The following is a 22004-nucleotide window of genomic DNA, read 5'->3' as shown; positions in this document are numbered from 1 at the left end:
GATTGATCTGCTCACGGGATCTGCTTTCTGTAGAGCCGAGCCATGCTCGGCCGCTCTTCGCGCGATGATGGGATGAGTCGAGCATGGCTCGACGCTACAGAAGCATCCACGCATGGCGTGGATCTACCGCAATTCGCCACCGCTCGGTGGGTGCCAACCTTGGTTGGCACGGATGCATGCATCCACGCGTGGCGTGGATCTACTGCAACTGCAGGCCCGTTCGCAGCACTGGCAGCAGCCATTCGATGAACACCTGCACGCGCAGCGCACGGTGGTGCCGATGCGGTTGCAACAGCGTCACCGGCAAGGGCTGCGCCACGAACTGCGGCATCACCTCCACCAATGCGCCTGATTGCAGTTCGGCCTGCACGTCGTAGCGCGGAATCTGCAGCAGCCCCAACCCCGCCACGCAGCACGCGATCGACGCCTCCGCGCTGTTCACCCGCACCCAGCCGGGCATCGGTAGCGTGCGCAGCGGGCCGCCGTCCTGCCACTCCCACGGCTCCACCCGCGCCGTGGTCGGCGACGCATAGTTCACTGCGCGGTGCTGCTGCAGGTCGGCGGGATGCTGCGGCACGCCGTGTTCGCGCAGGTAGGCCGGCGCCGCAACGTTGACGAAATCCAGCTGCCCCAGCGTGCGCGCCACCAGGCTGGAGTCACCCAGCTGGCCGACCCGCAGCACCGCATCGCAGCCGTCTTCGATCAGGTTCACCGCGCGGTCGGTCATGCCCAGGTCGACTTCCACCTGCGGATACTGCGCGAAGAACCCGGGCAGCGCCGGAGCGATGATGCGACGGCCGATGCGACTGGGTACGTCGATCTTCAGCAAACCGACCGGTTGCGCGTCGTCCTGGCGGAACAGCGATTCGGCGTCTTCAACCTCGGCGATCAGGCGCAGGCAGCGGGCATGGAACACGTCCCCATCATGGGTGGTGGACACCCGACGGGTCGAGCGCTGCAGCAGGCGGGTGCCAAGCCGCTGCTCCAGCTCCGCAATGGCTGCCGAGACGGTGGAGCGGGGCAGGCCGAGCTGGTCGGCGGCGCGGGTGAAGCTGGCGCACTCCACCACCCGGGTGAAGATGCGGAAGCGATCGATCCGGTCCATTGTTCGCTGGCTCTGGAAAGTTAAGTCAAAGTAGCGGGCTTTATCCGCATTTTCTGCACGATATCGTCGTCAGGGCAGGGTTGCCACCCCGGGCAGCCTCCTCCCCGAGACCGAAGCCATGACCGACCATTCCCTCAAGGGCAAGACCGTGCTGATTGCCGGTGGCGCCAAGAACCTGGGCGGCCTGATCGCCCGCGACTTCGCTGCACAGGGCGCCAAAGCCATCGTCATCCACTACAACAGCGCCGCCACCCAGGCCGATGCAGAGGCGACCGTCGCCGCCGTGCAGGCCGCCGGCAGCAAGGCGGTGGCCCTGCAGGGGGACCTGACCTCGGCGGCAGCGATGGAGCGCTTGTTCGCCGATGCCGTGGCCGCAGTCGGCCGTCCCGACATCGCCATCAATACGGTCGGCAAGGTATTGAAGAAGCCGCTGCTGGACATCAGCGAAGCGGAGTACGACGAGATGAGCGCGGTCAACGCCAAGGCCGCGTTCTTCTTCCTCAAGGAGGCTGGGCGCCACGTCAATGACGGTGGGCGCATCTGCACCCTGGTCACCTCGCTGCTGGGCGCGTTCACGCCGTTCTATTCCAGCTATGCCGGTACCAAGGCGCCGGTCGAGCACTTCACCCGCGCGGCGTCGAAGGAGTTCGGTGAGCGCGGCATTTCGGTGACCGCGATCGGCCCCGGTCCGATGGACACGCCGTTCTTCTACCCGGCCGAGAGTGCCGATGCGCAGGCGTATCACAAGACCGCGGCGGCGCTGTCGGCGTTCACCCGCACTGGCCTGACCGATATCACCGATATCGTGCCGTGGATCCGCTTCCTGGTCACCGATGGCTGGTGGATGACCGGGCAGACGATTCTGGTCAATGGTGGGTACACCACCAAGTAAGGCAGCCACGCATGGCGTGGCTGCCTGCTACCTGTAGCGTCGAGCCATGCTCGACTGCTGTTGAATGAGCCGAGCATGGCTCGGCTCTACAGGCGTTGCCCGATGGGTCAGCGCAGCTTGGCCAGCACCGCGTCGGTGGCTGCAGCGGTGCTGACCGCCTGGCCCTTGGCCGCGAGGTCGGCGGTGAACACGCCGTCATCCAGCACCGCATGCACGGCCGCTTCCACCGCGGCGGCTTCGGCTTCCAGGCCCAGCGAATGGCGCAGCAGCATCGCCGCGCTGAAGATCGTTGCGTACGGATTGGCGATGCCCTTGCCGGCGATGTCCGGGGCCGAACCGTGGATGGGCTCGTAGATGCCAACCGCGCCCGGCTTACCCAGCGAGGCCGACGGCAGCAGGCCCAGCGAACCGGCCAGCATCGAGGCTTCATCGGTGAGGATGTCGCCGAACATGTTCTCGGTCACGATCACGTCGTACTCGCGTGGCTTGGCCAGCAGGTGCATGGCCATCGAGTCGACCAGTTGGTGCTCCAGCGCAACGTCCGGGAATTCCTCGCGGCCGATGCGCGCGGCGACGTCACGCCACAGGCGCGAGGTTTCCAGCACGTTGGCCTTGTCCACCGAGGTGACCTTGCCGCGACGCTGCTGCGCCAGGCGGAAAGCGCTGCGCAGCACGCGCTCGATCTCGGCCACGGTGTAGCGGCACAGGTCGCTGGCGCTGTCCGCATCGCGGGTCTTGTCGCCGAAGTAGATGCCGCCGGTCAGTTCGCGCACCACCACGAAGTCCACGCCCTGCAGCAGCTCGGCCTTGATCGGCGACGCGTGCAGTGCGGCCTCGTGGGTGCGCACCGGGCGCAGGTTGGCGTACAGGCCCAGCGCCTTGCGGATCGCCAGCAGGCCCTGTTCGGGGCGCACCTTGGCGTTCGGGTCGGACCACTTCGGGCCGCCGACGGCGCCCAGCAGCACGGCGTTAGCGGCCTGGCAGGCGGCCAGGGTCGACGCAGGCAGCGGTTCGCCGTGGCGGTCGATGGCGATGCCACCGATATCGTGCTCGCTGAAGGTGAAGGTGTGATTGAAGCGGTCGGCGACGGACTTCAGTACAGCAACCGCGGCGGCGGCCACTTCCGGGCCGATGCCATCACCGGGCAGGACAACAATTTCAGCGTGCATGCTCACTCTCGTAACGTTCGATTTCAGGGACACGGCCCAACAGATACCCCAACTGGTCGACACCTTCCAGCAGGCAGGTCTGCGAGAAGCCGTCCAGCGGGAAGGAATAGACGCGGCCCTCGGGGGTGCGCAGTTCGCGCGCGGCCACATCGATGGTCAGCGCGTCGTCCGGGCGCTGCATCAGCGCCTGTACGTGGGCCTCGTCCAGCACGATCGGCAGCAGGCCGTTCTTCAGCGCGTTGCCGCGGAAGATGTCGGCGATTTCGCTGCTGACGATGGCGCGCAGGCCCAGGTCGGTCAGCGCCCACGGTGCATGCTCGCGCGAGGAACCGCAGCCGAAGTTGCGGCCCGCCAGCAGGATGCTGCGGCCGGCGTTGTGCGGCTGGTTGAAGGCAAAGTCGGCCACCGGCGAACCGTCGGCCTGCCAGCGCCAGTCATTGAAGGCGTTGCGGCCGAGACCAGCGCGTTCGGTGGTGGACAGGAACCGCGCCGGAATGATCTGGTCGGTGTCGATGTTGGTCTGCGCCAGCACAACGCTGGACGAGGTCAGCGTACCGAAACCGGCCATCACGCCACCTCCTGTGCGAACAGTTCGCGGGTATCGGCGACGTGCCCGTTCACCGCGGCCCACGCCGCGCTCATCGGCGAGGCCAACAGCGTGCGCGAACCGGGGCCCTGGCGGCCTTCAAAATTGCGATTGCTGGTGCTCACGGCCAGCTGGCCGGGCGCGACCAGATCGCCGTTCATGGCGATGCACATCGAGCAGCCTGGCTCGCGCCACTCGGCACCGGCCGCGCGCACGATTTCGTGGATGCCTTCGGCTTCGGCCTCGCGCTTGACGATCTCCGAGCCCGGCACCACCAGCATGCGCACGCGGTCAGCGACGCGGCGGCCGCGCAGGACCTGCGCGACTTCGCGCATGTCGCTCAGGCGGCCATTGGTGCACGAACCGACGAACACCACGTCCACCGGCGTACCGGCCAGCGCCTTGCCGGCCTGGAAGTGCATGTAGTCCAGGCCCTTCTGTGCAGCGGCATCGTTGGCCGCCGGAATCGGCGCGTCCACGGCGATGGCCGTGCCCGGATGCGTGCCCCAGGTCAGGGTCGGGCGGATGTCGCCAGCGTCGATGCGTACTTCGCTGTCGAAACGCGCGCCCTCATCGCTGCGCAGCTGCTGCCAGCGTGCGACGGCGGCGTCGAAGTCGGCGCCCTTGGGGCCACGCGGCGTGCGGGCGACGAAGTCGAAGGTGACCTGGTCCGGCGCCACCATGCCGGCACGCGCGCCGGCTTCGATCGACATGTTGCACAGGGTCATGCGCTGTTCCATGTCCATCGCTTCGATGGTGCTGCCACGGAACTCGATGACATGGCCGGTGCCACCGTTGACGCCGATCACGCCGATGATGTGCAGCACCACGTCCTTGGCACCGACGCCTGGCGCCAATGGGCCATCGACGGTGATCCCAAACGTCTTGGCCTTGCGCTGCAGCAGGCACTGGGTGGCCAGCACGTGGCCGACTTCGCTGGTGCCGATGCCGAACGCCAGCGAGCCGAAGGCACCGTGGGTAGAGGTATGGCTGTCGCCGCAGACGATGGTCATGCCCGGCTGGGTAAAGCCCTGCTCGGGCGCGATCACGTGGACGATGCCGCGGTTGTCCGAGGCCATGTCGAACAGCTCGATGCCGTGCTCGGCGCAGTTGCGTGCCAGCGTGGCGACCTGTGCCTCGGAGGCGGCGCTGGCATAGGGCAGCGTGCCGTCGGCGGCGGCCGGCAGGGTCGGCGTGGAGTGGTCCATCGTCGCCTTGGTGCGGTCTGGGCGGCGCGGCGACAGGCCGCGCCCGCGCAGCTCGGTGAATGCCTGCGGCGAGGTGACCTCGTGGATCAGGTGCAGGTCGATGTACAGCACGGCGGGCGCGCTGTCGGATTCGGGAACCACCACGTGGGCGTCCCACAGTTTGTCGTACAGGGTGCGGGGTGCGGAAGTCATGCGTATGCCTGGCAGAAGTACGGAATAGCGAACATCAGTAAAGAAAGCGGAACGGTCAAGTCAGCGACGGCGTGCGAGCACGCGCAGCCGCACGTAGTCCGCCAGCGGCTGGCCGGCGGCATTGCGCGGCAGCTCGGCCAGCAGCGCGGTGGCGGCCTCGCGCACAGTAGCGCGTGCCTCGGCTGGCAGGTCCTCCAGCAGCGGCGCGGCGAAGACGCGCAGCCAGCCGGCCACGCCGGTCGGCAGTGCCGTTGGGCGCGGCGTGCACTCGATCAGTTGCACCTGGAAGCCATGCTGGCGCAGGCGGTCGGCGTAGGCATCGGCCGTCGGGAAGTACCACTGGAAGGCGCTGGCGCCGTGGCCGTGGGCCACGCGCGCGGCCTGCACCGCCGCAATGATCGTGGCCACGTTGCCATGGCCGCCGAACTCGGCGACGAAGCGACCACCGGGGCGCAGGGCGCGGCGGACGCCTTCCAGCACGCGGTCAGGGGTGCCCATCCAATGCAATGCCGCGTTGCTGAACACGGCATCGAACTCGCTGTCGAACGACAGTGCGTGGCCGTCCATCACCTGGGCATCGACACCGCGCGCGCGGGCGGCGATCACCAGTTCCGGCGAGGCATCCACGCCGTGGATGCGTGCGCCGCTCAGCGCCAGTTCGGTGCTGAGCACGCCATCGCCACAGCCCAGGTCGAGGATGCGCTCACCGGCGCGCGGATCGAGCAGGCGCGATACCGCACCGCCGAGCAGCGGCACGAAGCCGGCATCGATCGCATAGTCCTGGGCGTTCCACTGCTGGCCAGCGGCGCTGGCCGGGGTGGGGGTGTCGAAGGCGCTCATGGCGGGTTCCTCAGGCGGTGGCGGGGGTGGGAACGTCGGTGCTGCTGTGGGCGGCGGCCTGGCGCTGGCGCAGCAAACGGTTGGCAACATCCAGCCAGGCCAGCGCGGAGGCTTCGATGATGTCCTTGCTGGTGCCGGTGCCGTCGTACTCCACGCCTTCGTGGCGCACGCTCAGGTTGGCTTCGCCGCGCGCATCGGCGCCGATGCCGACGCTGTGCACGTGGTAGCTGTCCAGCATCAGCTGCACGCCGGTAGCGGCCGACAGCGCGCCGAACAGCGCATCGACCGGGCCATCGCCCTGCGCGGTCTCGGCCACGCGGTTGCCGTCCGGGTCGGACAGTTCGACCAACGCGTTGGCGCGGCTGCCGACATCGCTGATGGTCATCGAGGCCAGGCGGTAGCCCTGCGCGTTGGAGCCGCCCTGCATCAACGTCTGCAGGTCGGCATCGGTGACCACGCGCTGCTGTTCGCACAGGCCTTTGAACTGCTCGAACACCAGCTTCAGCTCGTCCTCGTCCAGCCAGAAGCCCAGTGCACGCAGGCGCGCTTCGACGGCGGCGCGGCCACTGTGGCGGCCCAGCACCATCTGCGAGTCCTCCCAACCCACGTCTTCCGGGCGCATGATTTCGTAGGTGCCGCGATGGCGCAGCATGCCGTGCTGGTGGATGCCCGATTCGTGGGCGAACGCGTTGGCGCCGACGATGGCCTTGTTGCGCTGTACCGGCATGCCGACCAGGCGCTGCAGCAACTGCGAGGTGCCGACGATGCGCGGGGTGTTGATCGCACTGTCCTGCTCGTAGAAGGCCTGGCGTACCTTCAGCACCATCGCGATCTCTTCCAGCGAACAGTTGCCGGCGCGCTCGCCGATGCCGTTGACGGTGCACTCGACCTGGCGCGCGCCGCCTTCGATGGCGGCCAGCGAGTTGGCCACGGCCAGGCCCAGATCGTTGTGGCAGTGCGCGCTGAAGATCACGTTGGCCGCGTTCGGTACATCGGCGACGCCGGCGATGACCTGCTGGAACATCGCGCGGATTTCTTCCGGCGTGGTGAAGCCGACGGTGTCGGGCAGGTTGATGGTGGTGGCACCGGCGGCAATGGCCACGCGCGAGACGTCGATCAGGTAGTCCAGCTCGGTGCGGGTGGCATCCTCGGCCGAGAACTCGACATCGTCGATGTACGAGCGTGCCAGCGATACATGCTTGCGTACCGATTCCAGTACCTGCTCGCGGGTCATGCGCAGCTTGTGTTCGCGGTGCAGCGGGCTGGTCGACAGGAACACGTGCAGGCGCGGGTTGGCCGCGGCTTCCAGTGCACGTGCCGAGGTCTCGATATCGGCCTGCAGGCAGCGCGACAGCACCGCCAGGCTCAGGCTCGGTCGGCGCAGTTCGCGGCCGATCAGTGCCATCGCTTCGCGGTCGGACTGCGAGCTGGCCGGGAAGCCGGTCTCGATGATGTCCACACCCAGTTCGTCCAGCGCACGCGCCATCACCAGCTTCTGCGGCGGGCTCATGCTGCAGCCGGGGGACTGCTCGCCGTCACGCAGGGTGGTGTCGAAGATGCGGATGCGCGGGGTGGTAATTCGTTCGATGGTGGTCACAGGGAAATCTCCTCGACAGCGGGTGCGACGGCTTGCAGGGGGGAAGGGGAAGAGGTGGGGGAAGCGGTGGCGCTGGCCTTGCCGGGCGAGCGCGGTGTTTCGCTGCGCCGTCGCCGCGGTTTGCGTGGCGGGCGCGGACGGATGTCGGTGAGCAGGCCGGCCAGGACACCGGCATCGATGTTCCCGCCGGACACCACCGCGCACTTGCGGCGGCCGGCAACGCGGCGGCCGGCGGCCAGCGCCAGCGCACCGGCGCCCTCAGCGATGATGTGTTCTTCCAGCGCCAGCCGCACCAGGGTCTCGCGCAGCTCGGCCTCGCGCACGATCACCACGTCGTCCAGCAGCGAGGTGCACAGGCGGCGGGTCAGGAAGCCGGGGATCTTCACCCGCACGCCATCGGCCAGCGAGGCGACGGGGGCGATCTCACGGACATCGCCACGGATCGCGCGCGCCATCGAGTCAACGCCTTCCACCTGTGCACCAACCACGCGCACGCCCTGTGATTTCAGTGCCAGTGCAACGCCGGAGGCCAGGCCACCGCCGCCGATCGGCACGATCACCACGTCCGGCGCGTGCGCGGCCAGCTCGATGCCGACCGTACCCTGGCCGGCAATCACATCGGCATCGTCGAACGCGGACAGGAAGCGGTAGCCATGGCGTTGTGCCAGTTCGACCGCGAAGGCGTAGGCCTCGTCGTAACTGTTGCCATGCTGACGCACGGTTGCGCCCCAGTGGGCAACACCGGCGATCTTGGTGGCCGGTGCGCCGTGCGGCATCACGGTGATGGCCGGCACATCCAGGCGATAGGCCGCCCACGCCACGCCCTGGGCATGGTTGCCGGCCGAGGCGCAGATCACTGGCCGGGTGTCACCGCGCTCGCGACCGGCCAGCAGCGCATTCAATGCGCCGCGTACCTTGTAGGAACCGGTGCGCTGCAGGTTCTCCAGCTTCAGCCAGGTGCCGAAGCGCTCGGCATGGTGCAGCGGGGTGGGTGGCAGGAAGCGGCGCAGGCGGGCCTGCGCGGCCAGGACGTCGGCGACGCTTACGTCGCCGACATCGCTTTCCTGGCTGGCATCAGCGGCCGGCATGGGCCACCAGCGGTGTGCGGTCGACCGCCGCATGCGGGCACGGGCGGCGAAGAAGACGCCTCCGTACCGGCACCGTGGTCGCTACGGTACGGGTGTTCATGGCGATACTCCTTCCACGGCGGTGACCTGCACGGACACGCAGTCGTAGATCTTCTCGATCTGCCGGCACAGCGTTTCCGCCGGGCGCTGGCCATCGACGACCAGCTGCAGGTGCCAGCGGCCGTCGTCGGCGGCCACCGGCGCACCGCTGATCGCGCGTGGCGCGAAGCCGCGACGCTCGGCCATGCCGATCACGCGCAGCAGCGCGCCTTCGGCCGGGTGCAGCACCAGGTCAAGCCGGTATTGCATTGGGGGTCTCCTGGCGGGCGTGGGCAGGGTTGCTTTCCAGCATCGTGCTGTTGGCGGTGTTCGGCGGCACCAGCGGCCACACGTTGGCGCGTGCATCGATGGCCACGTGCAGCAGCGCCGGGCCCGGCTCGGCCAGCAGCGCGGCCAGGCCACCCTCGACGTCGTCGCGCGCGTCGATGCGGGTGGCAGCAATGCCGAACACCTGCGCCAATGCCACGAAGTCCGGGTTGTCGGACAGATCGATCTCGCTGTAACGCTCGGCAAAGAACAGCTCCTGCCACTGCCGCACCATGCCCAGCGAGCTGTTGTCCAGCAGCACGATTTTCACCGGCAGGCGGCAGCGCGCGATTGTGGCCAGCTCCTGTACGTTCATCATGAAGCTGCCATCACCGGAGACCAGCACCACGGTGCGGTCCGGGCAGGCGAACTGCGCGCCCATCGCGGCCGGCAGGCCGAAGCCCATGGTGCCCAGCGCGCCACTGGTCAGGTGGTTGCGCGGGTGGTTGAAGCGGCAGTGCTGCGCCACCCACATCTGGTGCTGGCCAACGTCGCAGGCGATCACCGCATCGGCCGGGGCCAGCTCGCTCAGACGCTTCAGCATGGCCGGCGCGTAGATGTGCTGGCCCGGCGCGTCGTAGCGCGCAGCGAAACGATCGCGATGCTGCGCACAGCGCCTGCGCCATGCGTCCTGGTGGGCCTTGGGGGAGGGGAAGGCCGCACGCAGGGCGCGGATGGCGTGACCGACATTGCCGGGCACGGCAACATCGGCACTGCGCAGCTTGGAGATCTCGTAGGCGTCAGCGTCGATATGGACCACGCGGGCGAACGGGGCGAACTCGGCCAGCTTGCCGGTGGCGCGGTCATCGAAGCGGGCACCCAGCACCAGCAGCAGGTCGCTTTCCTGCACCGCCATGTTGGCCGCGCGGGTGCCATGCATGCCCAGCATGCCCAGCGACTGCGGGTGGTTGGCCGGCAGTGCACCCAGTCCGCGCAGGGTCATCACGGTGGGAATCGCGCTGGCTTCAACGAAGTCGCGCAGGTCCTGCACGGCATCACCCAGCGCGATGCCTCCACCGGCGTAGACCACCGGCTTTTCGGCCGCCGCCAGCGCGGCGATGGCCTCGGCGATGGCGGCCTCGGCCGGCGCCGGCGGCGGTTCGACGCTGCTGGGCACATGGGCCGGCAGGTGGCTGGCATCGGCCAGCTGCACATCCTTGGGCAGGTCGATCAGCACCGGTCCGGGACGGCCCTCGCGGGCGATGCGGAACGCGTCGGCCACCACGCGCGGCAGATCATCGACGCTGCGCACCAGCCAGCTGTGCTTGACGATCGGCATCGTCAGCCCGAACACATCCAGTTCCTGGAAGGCATCGGTGCCCAGCAGCGGGGTGCCGACCTGACCGGTGATGCAGACCATCGGCACCGAATCCAGCATCGCGTCTGCGATGCCGGTGACCAGGTTCGAGGCGCCCGGGCCGGAGGTGGCCACGCAGACGCCCACCTGGTTGCTGGCGCGGGCGAAACCATTGGCGGCCAGCGCCGCGCCCTGCTCATGGCGTACCAGGATGTGCTTCAGCGACGAATCCACCAGCGCGTCGTAGAACGGCATGATGGTGCCGCCGGGATAGCCGAACAGCGTACGGACACCCTCGGCCTCCAGCGCCTGGGTCAGCCAGCGCGCGCCGTTGGGCGGCGCGCTGCGGTGTGTGGGAGAGTTCATGGGGGACCTTGCAGAGCGGGTGGGGGTGCCGCGTTGTTACGCGGCTTGACCTTGCAACCAGACCATCTTGGCGCGCAGTTCCTTGCCTACCTTCTCGATCGGATGCTCCAGGTCGGCCTGCTTGAACTTGTTGTAGTTCGGCAGGCCCGCTTCGTACTCGGCCACCCAGTTCTTGGTGAAGGTGCCGTCCTGGATGTCCTTCAGCACTTCCTTCATGCGTGCCTTGGTGCCGGCATCGATCACGCGCGGGCCGCTGACGTAGTCGCCGTACTGCGCGGTTTCGGAGATGAATTCCAGCATGCGCGAGATGCCACCTTCGTAGAACAGGTCGACGATCAGCTTCAGCTCGTGCAGCACTTCGTAGTAGGCGATTTCCGGCTGGTAACCGGCTTCCACCAGGGTCTCGAAACCGGCCTGCACCAGCGCCGAGGCACCGCCGCACAGCACCGCCTGCTCGCCGAACAGATCGGTCTCGGTTTCTTCCTTGAAGGTGGTCTGGATCAGGTTGGCGCGGGCACCGCCGAGGCCACCGGCATAGGCCAGGGCGTAGTCGGCGGCCTTGCCACTCTTGTCCTGGTAGACCGCCCAGATGCACGGCACGCCACGGCCGATTTCATACTCGCGGCGGACCAGCGCGCCCGGGCCCTTCGGTGCGACCAGTACCACGTCGAGATCGTCACGCGGCTTGATCATGTCGAAATGAACGTTCAGGCCGTGCGCGAACAACAGCACCGCCCCCTGCTTCATGTTGGGCGCCAGCACGTCGTCGTACAGCTTCTTCTGCACCATGTCCGGGGTCAGCACGGCAACCAGGTCGGCATCCTTCACTGCATCGGCCGGGGCCTTGACGGTGAAGCCATCGGCCTGTGCCTTGACCTCGGTCGGGCCGCCCGGGCGCAGGCCTACCACCACGTCGAAGCCGGATTCGCGCAGGTTCAGTGCGTGGGCGCGGCCCTGGCTGCCGTAGCCGATGACGGCGATCTTGGTCTGGGGCAGGTCGTTGGTGCTCATGGGGGAGGTTCCTTGCGGTGGGAAGAAAAAGAACGGCCGGTCGTCGAGGTGACGTGCCGGCCGGTCAGGGGAAAGCGGTGGGGGAGGCGCCATGCGTCGCACAGGCACAGCCACCACGAGGCGTCGTGGTGGTGCTGGTCCAGGTTTTGACGGTAGCGTTGTTCATGGTGGTTGCGTCTGAAACCAGGTCCTGAAATGAAAAAACCCGCACCTGGGCGGGTGCGGGTTTTGATGAGTTCCGGTGTGTTTGTTGCTTACACGCTGGCTCGTCCCGCACCTGTTGGTTGGGTAATAAGTACGAGCACAAGAATCGAACGCAGCGAGGCGGCGCCGGTGTCGGCGGCTTCGATGTGGGTTCGCGGTGGCGTGTTGTGATGCAACATGTGATCGAGAGAAACACAGCCATTTCGGCGCTGTCAACCCTCGCGACGGATTTTCTATCGGTTTCCGCTGCATCCAGCGCAATCGCTTGCGGCACAAGGATGGTTGCTGCTGAAAGTGTTTCGGTGAACCCGAATTCACTCCTTTCACTGCGTTTTTTGCGCGGATTCCGGGCTGTTTTCGCCTTGATGGGTGCGGACCTGGGTCCGCACCCACCGAAAGACCATCGCCCATGACCTCTGCCCGATACCGCGTGAAGGCCGCAGCGGCGAAGATCGGGGCACCACCCTTCCATCGGAACCCGACCGTGTCCCGACGCCTTGCCCGTTCCCTGCTCGCCACCGCCGTGCTCGCCGCCGTGCCTGCACTGTCCTTCGCCGCCGACCGCATCACCGGCCAGACCTTCGCCACCCGTTCGGAGGTGATCGCCCCGCACGCGATGGCCGCCACCTCGCAGCCACTGGCCACCCAGATCGCGCTGGACGTGATGAAGGGCGGCGGTTCTGCAGTGGACGCGGCGATTGCCGCGAACGCCGCGCTCGGCCTGATGGAACCCACCGGTAATGGCATCGGCGGCGACCTGTTCGCCATCGTCTGGGACCCGAAGACGCAGAAGCTCTATGGCTACAACGGCTCGGGCCGCTCGCCGAAATCGCTCACCCTGGCCGAGTTCCAGCGCCGTGGCCTGAAGGACATCCCGGCTACCGGCCCGCTGCCGGTCTCCGTGCCTGGCGCGGTCGATGGCTGGTTCGCCCTGCACGACCGCTTCGGCCGCAAACCGATGGCCGACAACCTGGCGCCGGCCATCCGCTACGCGCGCGAGGGTCACCCGGTGGCCGAAGTGATCGCCTACTACTGGGACCGCTCTGTGCCCAAGCTGTCGCAGTACCCGGGCTTCAAGGAGCAGTTCACGATCAACGGACACGCCCCGCGCAAGGGTGAGATGTGGAAGAACCCGAATCTGGCCAGCACGCTGCAGAAGATCGCCGACGGCGGCCGCGACGCCTTCTACAAGGGGGACATCGCCCGCACCATCGGCGACTACTTCAAGGCCAACGGTGGCTACCTGAGTTACCAGGACATGGCCGACCACCATGGTGAATGGGTCGAGCCCGTCAGCAGCAACTACCGTGGCTACGACGTGTGGGAACTGCCGCCGAACAGCCAGGGCATTGCCGCGCTGCAGATCCTCAACGTGCTGGAAGGCTACGACTTCTCGAAGATCCCGTTTGGTTCACCGGAGCATGTGCACCTGTTCGTGGAAGCGAAGAAGCTGGCCTTCGCTGACCGTGCGCGCTTCTACGCCGACATGGCGTTCCAACCGGCACCGGTGCAGAAGCTGATTTCCAAGGAGTACGCGGCGCAGCGCCGCGCGCTGATCTCGATGGACAAGGCGTTGAAGGAAGTGCAGCCGGGCACGCCGAAGCAGCTGGAAGAGGGCGACACGATCTACATGACCGTGGCCGACGCCGACGGCATGATGGTCTCGCTGATCCAGTCCAACTATCGAGGCATGGGCAGTGGGATGGCTCCGCCCGGACTGGGCTTCATCCTGCAGGATCGTGGCGAGATGTTCGTGCTGCAGAAGAACCATCCCAACGGCTACGCACCGGGCAAGCGCCCGTTCCAGACCATCATTCCGGCCTTCATCACCAAGGGCGGCAAGCCGTACGCCAGCTTCGGCGTGATGGGCGGCGCGATGCAGCCGCAGGGCCACGCGCAGATCGTGATGAACCTGGTGGACTTCGGCATGAACCTGCAGGAAGCCGGCGATGCGCCGCGCATCCAGCATGAAGGCTCAACCGAACCGACCGGGCAGGCCACGGCGATGACCGACGGTGGTGAAGTGAATCTGGAAACCGGCTTCCCGTATGAAACGGTGCGCGCGCTGATGCGCAAGGGGCATCGCATCGTGTTCGCCGACGGCCCGTATGGTGGGTATCAGGCGATCATGCGTGATCCGGAGACGGGCGTGTATTACGGCGCGTCGGAGAGCCGCAAGGATGGGCAGGCGGCGGGGTATTGAGGTTTTCCGGCCACCGGGCTGAGCCCCCTCTGCGGTGATGGCAGTGATATGGGGCTTGGCCAGGCGGGTGGATTGTCTGGGGGCCGCTGCAAGTACGTCCATGTAAGCTCGGTCGCCGCTTGCTCGTGTGCGCTGTCCTGCGCACACGGCAAGACCGGGGTTGGGCATCCGGCCCAACCCGCCCGAGGCATGCCTCGGGCCCATGCGGCTCACGCCCCCAGCCAACCCACCCGCCCGGCCACGGACAGTTTCCTGCGGCCGCCACCGCAGGAAGAGAAAGAAGAAGATCAAGAGCAAAGGCAACAGCAACAGCCGCGCGCTGTGGGTTGGGGTCGGATCCGTTTTCCGAAGGAAAACGGATCCGACCCCTTCTTGTTTTCCGACACACCTGATCCACGCATGGCGTGGATCTACTGCCGTCACCGGGAAATTGTCGGAGGCGGGGAGTTGGCCGATGGCGGGACCGTCCACGGCATGGATGCCGTGGCCGAGCCTACAGGGACGTACTTGCGGCGTGTCCCGCCATCGGCCAACTCCCCGCCAGACCAGCAGAAATCCAGAGCCGCTTTTGAAGTTGCTGTTGCCGTTGCCTGAGAAAAGCGGTGCAGCCGCAGGCTGCAAAACAACCCTCAATCCTGATCGTGCGCGCGCGCTGCCTCCGCCTGGGTCTCCTCCTGCGCCGCCATCTCGCGTGCGATCCACGCATCGATCATGTGCCGCTGGCGCTGCGCCTGCCGCCGCTCCCGCGTGTACTCCTGGTCCAGCACCCGGTACAGCGACACCATCACAAGAAGCATCAGCAGCGCGAACGGCAGCGCTGCGATGGTGATCATGCCCTGCAGCGCCTCCAGTCCGCCTGCCAACAGCAAAGAACCCGCCACGAGCGCAATGCCGACACCCCACGCCACTTTGTGCTTGCCCGATGGCTCGCCAGCGTCGTCCGTGGACATGCTGGCCAGTACCAGTACCGCAGAATCAGCCGAGGTCACGAAGAAGATCATCAGCAGCACCAACGCGATGCTCGACAGAAGAAGAGGCAACGGAAGGCTGTCGAACATGGTGAACAGCACCGTCTCGTAGCCGTTGCCCAGTGCCTGCAGGAGGTCGGCCTGGCCGAAGATCTGCATCCAGATGGCGGTGCCGCCGAACACCGAGAACCAGAAGAAACCCAGCAGCGTCGGCGCCAACACCACGCCGATCACGAACTCCCGAACACTGCGGCCTCGCGAGATGCGCGCGATGAACGAGCCCACGAACGGTGCCCAGGAAATCCACCAGGCCCAGTAGAAGATCGTCCAGTCGGCCACCCAGGTGCTGGACGAGAACGGCGACATGCGCAGGCTCATCGTCACCAGCTGATTGAGATAGGAGCCCAGCGTGGTGGTGAAGGTATTGAAGATCGCGCCAGTCGGGCCGAGCACCAGCACCAGTGCCAACAGCAGCGCCGCCAGTGCAAGGTTGAAGTTGGACAGCCATTTCATGCCGCGGCCGACGCCACTGAGCGTGGACGCCATGTACAGAACGAAGGCCACCGCAATGATGGTCAGCTGCAGCGGAACGCCCGCCTGCACCCCGAATACGCGTTCCACGCCGGCTGCGATCTGCACCGTGCCAAAGCCCAGTGCTGTGGCCACGCCAATCGCAGTGGCAACGACCGCGGAGATGTTGACCACACGCCCGATCCAGCCACGATGGTGACGGCCGATGATCGGTTGCAGCATGTCACTGACCTGGCCACGGCCGTTGCGGTTGAACTGGAACCAGGCCATTGCCAGGCCGATCAACGCATAGATGGCCCACGGGTGCAGGCCCCAATGGAAGAACACGTAGCGCATGGCAGCACGCGCAGCGTCCATGCTTTCAGGTGCCAGCCCTTCCGGTGGTTTGCTGAAATGCGAAATGGGCTCGGCGGCGCCCCAGAACACCAGGCCGATGCCCATGCCGGCGGCGAACAGCATCGACATCCAGCTGGCCCGCGAGAATTCCGGTTCGGCGTCTTCGCCACCGATGCGCAGGTTGCCGAAGCGGCCGAAGGCCAGGTACATCAGAAATACCAGGGCCAGGAACACGACCAGCAGGTAGAGCCAGCCGATGCCGCGGATGAGTTCGCCGAGGATGCTCTGCACCACGGTATTGAAGGGGCCGGGTGCAACACCGGCGAGCAGCACCAGCAGCAGAACCAGTGCAATGGAAACGCGAAACACCATGAAGGGGCTTCTCCGATCAAGGGATTGAGGGGAGCGAGCAGAGCTTGCTGCGAGGGGCCGGCGACATGCAGCACAGGCCGGGCAGGGGCCGCGAAGGCGGCGAGGAAACACCGGCCGCAGCGGCACGATGCGCGTGCACGTTACTGAATGCGATGTCACGGTTCTGTTAATACAGAAACAGCGGATCCACGCCGTGCGTGGATGGAACAGCCAGGAGCTGCGGTGCGTTCTATGGTCTAATGCGCACCAAGAAGCGGGGGTACCGCGGCCATGTGGCCACGGTTGAGACAGTCCCTTGGAACCTGATCCGGCTCATACCGGCGTAGGGAAGCTTTGCAGTGCAGCCATGCCCGGACTCCGCCCAAGGACCGTCCGGGAGCGGCAGCAGTGCGCCGCCGCTTCGTCCCTGACCTTCCTGGACGATGCCCGATGAACGCACAGCTCTCTGCCCTGCAGCAACAGGCCCAGCAACTCTCCGAATCCGTGACCCGGCCCATCCCCGGCTCGCGCAAGATCCACGTGCCCGGCTCACGTCCGGATCTGCAGGTACCGATGCGCGAGATCGCGTTGACCCGCACGCCGACGCTGTTCGGCGGCGAAGAGAACGCACCGGTCACGGTCTACGACACATCGGGCCCGTACACCGATCCGGAGGTGCGCATCGATCTGTCGGCCGGTTTGCCGGAACTGCGCCGCGGCTGGGTGGAAGAGCGCGGTGATACCGAGCAGCTCGAAGGACTGAGTTCTTCGTTCGGCCGCGATCGCGAGCAGGACCCGAAGCTCGATGCGGTGCGCTTTCCCGCGCGCAGCCTGCCACGCCGTGCGCGTGCAGGTGCCAACGTCACCCAGATGCACTACGCGCGCCGTGGCATCATCACGCCGGAGATGGAGTTCGTCGCCATCCGCGAAAACCAGCGCCTGGACGCGATCCGCGATGCCGGCCTGCTGCAGCAGCACCCGGGCGAGGCATTTGGTGCCTCGATCCAGAAGATCATCACACCGGAGTTCGTGCGCGATGAGATCGCACGCGGCCGCGCGGTGCTGCCCAACAACATCAACCACCCGGAAAGCGAGCCGATGATCATCGGCCGCAACTTCCTGACCAAGATCAACGCCAACATCGGCAACAGCGCGGTGTCCTCGGGCATTGCCGAGGAAGTGGAGAAGCTGGTGTGGGCGATCCGCTGGGGCGGCGACACAGTGATGGACCTGTCCACCGGCAAGCACATCCACGAAACCCGTGAGTGGATCATCCGCAACTCGCCGGTGGCGATCGGTACCGTGCCGATCTACCAGGCGCTGGAGAAGGTCGACGGCCGCGCCGAGGCGCTCACCTGGGAGATCTTCCGCGACACGCTGATCGAGCAGGCCGAGCAGGGCGTGGACTACTTCACCATCCATGCCGGCGTGCTGCTGCGCTATGTGCCGCTCACTGCCAAGCGCGTGACCGGCATCGTCAGCCGCGGTGGCTCGATCATGGCCAAGTGGTGCCTGGCGCACCACAAGGAGAATTTCCTCTACACGCATTTCGAAGACATCTGCGAGATCATGAAGGCCTATGACGTGACCTTCTCGCTGGGTGACGGCCTGCGCCCGGGCTGCATCGCCGATGCCAACGACGCCGCGCAGTTCGGTGAGCTGGAAACGCTGGGCGAGCTGACGAAGATCGCCTGGAAGCATGACGTGCAGACCATGATCGAAGGCCCCGGCCATGTGCCGATGCAGCTGATCAAGGAGAACATGGACAAGCAGCTGCGCGAGTGCGGCGAAGCGCCGTTCTATACGCTGGGCCCGTTGACCACCGACATCGCGCCGGGCTACGACCACATCACCAGCGCGATCGGTGCAGCAATGATCGGCTGGTTTGGTACCGCCATGCTCTGCTACGTGACGCCGAAGGAACACCTCGGCCTGCCCAACCGCCAGGACGTGCGTGACGGCATCATGGCCTATCGCATCGCCGCGCACGCGGCCGACCTGGCCAAGGGCCATCCGGGCGCGCAGGTGCGCGACAACGCGCTGAGCAAGGCGCGCTTCGAGTTCCGCTGGGAGGACCAGTTCCATCTTGGCCTGGATCCAGAGAAGGCCAAGGAATTCCATGACGAGACGCTGCCGAAGGATGCGCACAAGCTGGCGCACTTCTGCTCGATGTGCGGTCCGCACTTCTGTTCGATGAAGATCACCCAGGACGTGCGCGATTACGCCGAGGCCGGCATGAAGGAGAAGTCGGCGGAGTTCCGCGCGGCCGGTGCCGAGGTCTACCGCCAGGGGTGATGCGGAAGCGGGGGTGCCGGCCAGCGGCCGGCACTACCGCTCATCACGCCGCTCCCGGCTATCCTCGGCTCATCACCCTGGGGAAAGGACGCCATGCCCGTTGCCATCACCACCCGCTGGCTGGCCATTGCCCGCCGTCATCCTTCGGCCTGGCTGCTGGGGGCCCAGTTGATCGCCGTGCTGCTGTATCCCGCGCTTGATGACACCGCCGGTGGCCGTGCGGCGCTGGGCATGTTCGGCATGGCGGTACTCGGCCTGGCGCTGTGGGTGGTCCAGCGCAGCCCGCTGGGCACCTGGCTGGCGCTGCTGCTGGCCATTCCTTCGGTGGTGTTCTCGCTGGCCGGTGCATTGCTGGATCGCAGTGCGCTGCTGACCACCGCGCAGCTGCTGGAAAGCCTGCTGTACTTCTATACGGCCGGTGCACTCATCGCCTACATGCTCCAGGACCATAAAGTCACCCGCGATGAACTGTTCGCGGCAGGTGCGACATTCACCTTGCTGGCCTGGGCCTTCGCGTTTGCTTTCGCCGTGTGCCAGCAGTGGTATCCGGGCAGTTTCCAGGGCACCGGTGGTGGTGCGCAGCGCACCTGGATGGAACTGCTTTATCTGAGCTTCAGTTTGCTCTCGGGTGTCGGCTTGAGCGACGTCGTGCCGCTGCATCCGCAGGCGCGTGCATTGGTCATGCTGGAGCAGTTTTCAGGCGTGATGTACGTGGCTTTGGTGGTTTCGCGACTGGTCGGATTGACCATGCTGCGGCGCATGTGAAAATGAACGCCAGATAAAAATTTCGCGCCCCGCAGGGCGCGAATGGTGCAGCAAATTATGTGAATGCGTCGGCGAGAGAGAGCCTGGATGTCGACCACGCGATAGGCGAGGTAACCCGCATAGGCTAGTATTCGCCCGCTTCATTGTTTTTGCGGTATGCGCCGATGCTTTGTGCGGAGTCTGGCTTTTTGCTGTTCCCAGGACGGGAGGGTATCGAAGGCAAACGCTGCCCCGGACCTGTCTCTACTGTGTAGCGGAAAATGAACAGCAGTGAAAACCAGCCCCCCGGATTCGATCGGATCCGGATCGGAGAGTGCACTGTCACTCTGTCCTCGCGAGAAGTCGAGGTCGTCGGTGCGCGTCGCCCGCGTCGGCTGACGCCGAAGGCGCTGGGCGTGCTGCGTGTACTGCTGCGCCAGCCCGGGCGCGTTGTCACCCGCGATGAACTGTTCGCGGAAGTCTGGCCGGACACGCTGCCGACCAATGATGTGCTTACCCAGGCCGTCACCCAGCTGCGCAAGGCGTTCAGCAACGACGACGACAACGGCCAGGCCTATATCGAGACCATCGCCAAGACCGGCTATCGCCTGCTGGTGCCGGTGCAGGTACTGGACGATGTCGAGCCGGCGCCGTCCGCAGGAGCCGATGACGAAATCGCGGACCTGCAACCGGTGATGGTCATCGCCGAGGAGAAGCCGGCACACGTGCAGGCGTCGCGCCGCCGCTGGCGCCACGTCCGCCGGCGCGTGCTGCTGGTGCTGGGCGTGCTGATGCTGGCCACGGTGGTGGTGCTGGCCGCGCTGCTGCTGCGGCGGGCACCGGCCAGCAGTTCAGCGGTGGATGCGGCCGTGGAGAACGGCACGCGCGTGATCGGCAGCCCGCAGCGCCCCTATCGGTTGATCACCGCAACCAGCGGTTTTGAAACCTATCCCACGCTTTCACCCGATGGTTCGTTGGTGGCCTATGAAGGCGCCAACGAAGACGGGCAAGGGGGTGGGGCGATCAAGGTGCAGACCTCCGGCAACGCGCCAGCGCGGCAGCTGCTGGCTCCGCCGGCCGGCTCGGTTGACCGCTTCCCGAGCTGGTCGCCGGATGGACGCGAGATTGCCTTCGCGCGGTTCAGCAACAACGGCGGCTGCCAGGTGCTGATCGCCAGCGCGACCGGTGGTGCCCTGCGCCAGGCCACGCGGTGCGATGGCACCGAGCTGCTCAGTTTCGACTGGACGCCGGACGGCCGTGGCCTGGTGTTCGGCAGCATGGTGGGGCGCTATGCCCATCGGGGCATCCGCAGGCTCGATCTGGCCAGTGGCCAATGGGAGGCGCTGGACTACGGTGTTGCCGAGGATGACTTCGACTATGCGCCGCGCTACTCGCCTGATGGCAAGTGGCTGGTGTTCGTGCGCAATCCGCAGCTGGGCGACCTGTGGCGCATGCCGGCAGCGGGTGGCACGCCCGAACAGCTGACCAGCGAGGCCGCTGAACTGCGTGGCTGGGCCTGGTTGCGTGATGGCCGGACGATCGTGTTTGGACGCCGTGTCGACAGTGAAGTGCGCCTGTATTACCTGGACGTCGAGAGCCGCACGCTGCGCGATGCCGGGCTCGACGACGCACAGTGGCCGGCCACTGCACGCCGCGCGGGCATGCTGGCCTTCGTCCACCGGCGCGCGCAGTTCGGCATCTTCAAGGTGCCGATGGAGGGCGGCTCGCCGCCGCAGCGCTTGTTTGCATCCAGTGGCCGGGACGGGCAGCCGATGGCGGCGCCGGATGGACGCCAACTGGTGTTCACGTCCGATCGTTCAGGCAGCTTCGCGCTGTGGTGGGCGGACATGGAGCGCCCCGATTCGCTGCGGCCGATCGAAGGCTTGCGGCCCGAGGCACGTCAGGCACCGGACTGGTCGGCCGACAGCCGGCGATTGCTGGTGGTGGGGCGCGACGAGCACGGACGCACAGTGGTCTATGAGATCGCCCCACGTGACGAACGCGTCCAGCCGTTGCCTGTCCCGTCGGAGCAGCCGCTGCAGGCACTGTACGGGGCAAGCCCGGACCAGCTGCTGGTGGTCGAGCGCGATGACCAGCAACAGACCCGGCTGAGCCTGTTTGATCGAAGCGTGCAGCCCTGGCGCCGCCTGGCCAGCATCGACGGTGTTTCGCAGGCGCGGTTCGATCGCAGCAGCGGGCGTGTGCTGTTCACCCGCCTGGCCGCAGGAGGCCTGTGGTCGGTGGATGCGGCGTTGGCACCGGCAAGTGTGCAGCAGATCAGCGATGACCGGCCCAGCCGGTGGCGGTACCGGGCCTGGACCGTGGCCGGCAACAACGCGATCGGCTACCTCGGTACGTCCACCCGTTGTGGCACGACACTGGTGCTGATCCAGGCCGGGCGCGAGGAACCGGAACGCTGCCTGGATGCGGAACGCCTCAGTGCCGGCAACGGGCTGAGTGCCGGCGCCGATGGGCACACGCTGTTCGTGGCAATGGCGGTCAGCGACGGTGCCGACATCGGCGTGATGCGCTTGCCCGAGCGCTCACCGACGCTGCTTCCGGCGTTCTCCAAGTTGTTGTTGTTCAACGGAAATGGGCCTTCGTAATTTCTTCGTG

At 66.6% G+C, this 22004-nt stretch carries 16 protein-coding genes and 1 riboswitch; of the genes, 5 read left to right on the top strand and 11 right to left on the bottom strand.

What is annotated here, in order from left to right; translation table 11 throughout:
• Window positions 1-199: 199 nt before the first annotated feature.
• Entirely contained in the window at window positions 200-1105 is a 906-nt protein-coding gene (locus ACW5IY_RS18045; protein WP_049435315.1) for a LysR family transcriptional regulator, read from the bottom strand.
• 118 nt (window positions 1106-1223) lie between these two features.
• Between ACW5IY_RS18045 and ACW5IY_RS18040 the strand changes: the two genes are divergently transcribed.
• A complete protein-coding gene (locus ACW5IY_RS18040) occupies window positions 1224-1997 on the top strand; it encodes an SDR family oxidoreductase (RefSeq protein WP_019338817.1) in 774 nt (257 codons plus the stop codon).
• 107 nt (window positions 1998-2104) lie between these two features.
• Here the strand turns inward: ACW5IY_RS18040 and leuB are convergent, their stop codons facing one another.
• The 9 genes from leuB to ilvC all read right to left on the bottom strand — a co-directional run bounded on the left by leuB (window position 2105) and on the right by ilvC (window position 11756).
• Entirely contained in the window at window positions 2105-3166 is a 1062-nt protein-coding gene (gene leuB / locus ACW5IY_RS18035; protein ID WP_049435313.1) for a 3-isopropylmalate dehydrogenase, read from the bottom strand.
• Window positions 3156-3734, bottom strand: coding sequence for a 3-isopropylmalate dehydratase small subunit (gene leuD / locus ACW5IY_RS18030; RefSeq protein WP_049435312.1), 579 nt, complete (start codon window positions 3732-3734; stop codon window positions 3156-3158). The genes leuB and leuD overlap by 11 nt, the downstream gene beginning before the upstream one ends.
• Window positions 3734-5152: a 3-isopropylmalate dehydratase large subunit gene (gene leuC / locus ACW5IY_RS18025; protein ID WP_049435310.1), complete on the bottom strand. Its 1419-nt coding sequence runs from the start codon at window positions 5150-5152 to the stop codon at window positions 3734-3736. The genes leuD and leuC overlap by 1 nt, the downstream gene beginning before the upstream one ends.
• 60 nt (window positions 5153-5212) lie before the next feature.
• Entirely contained in the window at window positions 5213-5992 is a 780-nt protein-coding gene (locus ACW5IY_RS18020; RefSeq protein ID WP_049435309.1) for a class I SAM-dependent methyltransferase, read from the bottom strand.
• 10 nt (window positions 5993-6002) lie between these two features.
• Window positions 6003-7589 (bottom strand): 2-isopropylmalate synthase, encoded by a 1587-nt coding sequence (locus ACW5IY_RS18015; protein ID WP_049435308.1) that lies wholly within the window; start codon window positions 7587-7589, stop codon window positions 6003-6005.
• Window positions 7586-8677, bottom strand: coding sequence for a threonine dehydratase (locus tag ACW5IY_RS18010; RefSeq protein ID WP_049435307.1), 1092 nt, complete (start codon window positions 8675-8677; stop codon window positions 7586-7588). The genes ACW5IY_RS18015 and ACW5IY_RS18010 overlap by 4 nt, the downstream gene beginning before the upstream one ends.
• Before the next feature lie 96 nt (window positions 8678-8773).
• Window positions 8774-9025, bottom strand: a complete 252-nt coding sequence (locus ACW5IY_RS18005; protein ID WP_005410947.1) for an ACT domain-containing protein — start codon at window positions 9023-9025, stop codon at window positions 8774-8776.
• Complete coding sequence (ilvG, locus tag ACW5IY_RS18000) at window positions 9009-10745, bottom strand: acetolactate synthase 2 catalytic subunit (protein ID WP_049435306.1); 1737 nt, start codon at window positions 10743-10745, stop codon at window positions 9009-9011. Before ilvG ends, ACW5IY_RS18005 begins: the two co-directional genes overlap by 17 nt.
• Before the next feature lie 36 nt (window positions 10746-10781).
• Complete coding sequence (ilvC, locus tag ACW5IY_RS17995) at window positions 10782-11756, bottom strand: ketol-acid reductoisomerase (RefSeq protein ID WP_049435305.1); 975 nt, start codon at window positions 11754-11756, stop codon at window positions 10782-10784.
• 688 nt (window positions 11757-12444) lie between these two features.
• On the opposite strand from ilvC, the gene ggt reads away from it, so the two are divergent.
• Window positions 12445-14163, top strand: coding sequence for a gamma-glutamyltransferase (gene ggt, locus ACW5IY_RS17990; RefSeq protein ID WP_049435368.1), 1719 nt, complete (start codon window positions 12445-12447; stop codon window positions 14161-14163).
• Window positions 14164-14792: 629 nt separating this feature from the next.
• Here ggt and ACW5IY_RS17985 read toward each other — a convergent pair.
• A complete protein-coding gene (locus ACW5IY_RS17985; protein ID WP_049437218.1) occupies window positions 14793-16370 on the bottom strand; it encodes a BCCT family transporter in 1578 nt (525 codons plus the stop codon).
• A gap of 245 nt (window positions 16371-16615) precedes the next feature.
• Window positions 16616-16717, top strand: a riboswitch (TPP riboswitch).
• Between the two features lie 82 nt (window positions 16718-16799).
• On the opposite strand from ACW5IY_RS17985, the gene thiC reads away from it, so the two are divergent.
• The 3 genes from thiC (at window position 16800) to ACW5IY_RS17970 (ending at window position 21994) form a co-directional block, all read left to right on the top strand.
• On the top strand, window positions 16800-18644 hold the full coding sequence (gene thiC / locus ACW5IY_RS17980) for a phosphomethylpyrimidine synthase ThiC (RefSeq protein WP_010483982.1): 1845 nt from the start codon (window positions 16800-16802) through the stop codon (window positions 18642-18644).
• 93 nt (window positions 18645-18737) lie between these two features.
• Window positions 18738-19409, top strand: a complete 672-nt coding sequence (locus ACW5IY_RS17975) for an ion channel (RefSeq protein ID WP_032128402.1) — start codon at window positions 18738-18740, stop codon at window positions 19407-19409.
• A gap of 260 nt (window positions 19410-19669) precedes the next feature.
• On the top strand, window positions 19670-21994 hold the full coding sequence (locus ACW5IY_RS17970) for a winged helix-turn-helix domain-containing protein (protein ID WP_049437216.1): 2325 nt from the start codon (window positions 19670-19672) through the stop codon (window positions 21992-21994).
• The last annotated feature ends 10 nt before the right edge of the window (window positions 21995-22004 follow it).

The sequence above is a fragment of the Stenotrophomonas sp. C-A genome (assembly GCF_054030835.1).
This window is presented reverse-complemented; position numbering and strand designations above follow the sequence as displayed.